This is a genomic window from Clostridium sp. (assembly GCF_051654825.1).
In the GTDB taxonomy this organism is placed as follows: Bacteria; Bacillota; Clostridia; order Clostridiales; family Clostridiaceae; genus Clostridium.
The window spans coordinates 1-2,965 of sequence record NZ_JBOFYU010000125.1 but is presented as its reverse complement, the minus strand read 5'-3'; the positions used below and the strand labels follow the sequence as shown (position 1 = coordinate 2,965).

At 31.0% G+C, this 2,965-nt stretch carries 2 protein-coding genes and 1 pseudogene; all 3 read left to right on the top strand.

What is annotated here, in order from left to right; genetic code table 11:
• Positions 1 to 8 precede the first annotated feature (8 nt).
• A complete protein-coding gene (locus ACRDBA_RS07870; protein ID WP_438572373.1) occupies positions 9 to 161 on the top strand; it encodes a recombinase family protein in 153 nt (50 codons plus the stop codon).
• Between the two features lie 685 nt (positions 162 to 846).
• A complete protein-coding gene (ltrA, locus tag ACRDBA_RS07865; RefSeq protein ID WP_438572372.1) occupies positions 847 to 2,673 on the top strand; it encodes a group II intron reverse transcriptase/maturase in 1,827 nt (608 codons plus the stop codon).
• Between the two features lie 60 nt (positions 2,674 to 2,733).
• Positions 2,734 to 2,965, top strand: a pseudogene (locus ACRDBA_RS07860) (hypothetical protein); the annotation flags it as partial.

Genomic DNA, 2,965 nt, shown 5'->3' with positions numbered 1-2,965 from the left:
TCTATGAGCTGCAAGAGCATGAAGTAGCATTAGTTAGCGTTACAGAAATGTTTGATACATCAACACCTCAAGGGATGTTGTTCCTACAGATGCTAGGAAGTTTTGCAGAGTTTGAAAGAGCTATCAGTGTGACACGTTGCTATATGAAAAGTATAGCCTAGTTTAGTCACTTTAAACTAAGAACTAATAATCTAAAAAGTCAAATGATAGGGTAACGCCTTGAAGGGCTTTCCATGATACTCCGAATTGCGTTTAGATAGGTATATATCTATTGGTAATAAGCTCGGTGAAGGCGGCTGAGAGTACACCGTAAGGAATTGTAGGATAATAACCTACCTCCACGAAATGTGAACCAGAGGTGGTCAAGTGTATGATAGGTCGGTGGTCTATAAAATATCTATGGTAAGAATAGTATTGTTACACAAAACATACTGACGAAATTCCGAATGTACGGGTCTAGACTCGTAGTATACAGAAATGTATATATCACACATGTGATGTTATTGAGGTAAAGTAAGATTTGACTGTATGAAATACCTTATAGTGTTATAGGCACTATCAAGATAACAGGCCTAAAGGAATTACCTAAGGATATATGAACAGATAGGATTATTGGAACGTGGAAAGCTAGGAATATGGAGACTATACCGTCTATGAAATATTGTATGGTAACATACTTAGTCCTAGTGAGAGTAGGGACACAGTACCAACGAAGTAGTGATAATAAGCTATGGAGGGATAGTCCCAAGTCATTAAATATATTAAAACTTAATTTCAAAATAACCGTTAGGTTCTTGTAAGACTAAAAGAGATGAAATCCAGTAACATAAGGAGATTAATCGACTAATGACAATTAAGACATTGAAGAAACAACAACTCAGAAATAATGAGTATTATGATACACAAAAGATGTTTGATAGTCTTTACCAAAAATCTAAGTATAAGAATAATTATAAATTCTATAATCTAATGAAATTAATCACAGATAAAAATAATATAGAACTTGCTTATAGAAATATAAAAACAAACAAAGGTAGTAAAACAAAAGGTATCAATAGAAAAACCATAGATGATATAGCAAAAATAAATAATGGTAATTATGTAGAATACATTCAAAATAGGCTAAAAGACTACAAACCACATAAGGTCCGTAGAGTAGAAATTCAAAAAGATAATGGAAAAATGAGACCATTAGGAATTCCTACAATAGAAGACAGACTAATACAACAAAGTATTAAACAAGTACTAGAACCTATATGTGAAGCCAAATTCTACAACCATAATTATGGATTTAGACCAAATAGAGGGACACATGATGCAATATCAAGAGCAGTATCACTAGCCAATAGAGGTAAACTAGGCTATGTAGTAGATATAGATATAAAAGGATTCTTTGATAATGTTAACCATGGAAAACTATTAAAACAAATGTGGTCTATGGGAATTCAAGATAAGCAACTACTATGTGTGATAAGCAAGATGCTAAAAGCACCCATTAAAGGGATTGGAGTTCCAACGAAGGGAACACCCCAAGGAGGAATACTATCTCCACTACTATCAAATATAGTATTAAATGAACTAGATTGGTGGATAGCAGGACAATGGGAACACTTTAATAGTGAAATTAAATACACCAAACAATATAACAAGTATAGAGCATTGAAATGTTGTAATTTGAAAGAAATTTACATAGTAAGATATGCTGATGACTTCAAAATATTTTGTAGAAATCATAAAGTAGCTAATAAGGTTTATCATGCAACAAGAACGTGGTTAAAAGAAAGATTAAAACTAGAAATATCTGAGGAAAAATCAAAAATAGTAAACCTCAAAAAGAATTATTCAGAATACTTAGGTATCAAAATGAAGCTACATAAAAAAGGTAAAAGACAAGTTATAAAGTCACATTTAAGTGACAAATCTAAAAGAAAACTGATTCTCAAACTTAAGAATCAAATTAAAAACATTAGAAGACATACAACAGTCGAAAACGTGAATAAATACAACTCCATTGTACTAGGAGCACATAACTATTATAAAATAGCAACCCACGTCAATTTAGACTTTAAAGACATCGCATTTTGTATCAACAAGAGTATAACTAACAGGTTAAAAATAATACGGAGTAAAACAGGTTTAAAATCAAAATGCTATAATAAATTTTATGGAAATTATAATTATAAAAATATTTATATAATGGGAGTTGCACTCTTTCCAATAGCAGGAGTTGCAACTAAGCCACCTATGAACTTTAATCAAAGTATATGTAACTACACAGATGAAGGAAGAGAAAAGATACACAACACACAAATGTGTGCAGATAAAAATACAATTAAGTATTTATTAGAAAATCCAATACCTTCAGAAAGTATAGAATATAACGATAATAGATTATCATTATATTGTGGCCAACTTGGAGTATGTGCAGTAAGCAAAGAACCTCTTGAAATAGGGAATATGGAATGCCATCATATAATACCAAGGAAAAATAATGGTAGCGATAAATATGATAATTTAATACTTCTTAAAACAGAAGTTCATAAACTAATACATACTACTAACAAAGAAACTATTAATAGATATGAAACTAAATTAAACCTTGGAAAAATTGCTTTAAAAAAAGTTGAAATACTTCGTAATGAAATTGTAAATTCTGAAATTAAGAATAGATAAATAATGATGGAACGCCGTATGAGGTGAAAGTCTCACGTACGGTGTGGAGCAGGGGAAAAGATGGAGATAATATCAAAGTCTTACCTATTGCTATTCAATGACAGAACTCGTAATGGAAGAATAGCAAGACTTAATGAAAATAAATGGGTGTGTGGTAAACCATCACTTGGATATAAAGTAAATAAACATGGCCAATTTGAAATAGATGATGATGAAGCTAAAATAGTTAAAGATATATTTAAACTAAGGTCCAAGGGAATTTCATTAGCTAAAATAGGAGCTAAGTATGGAT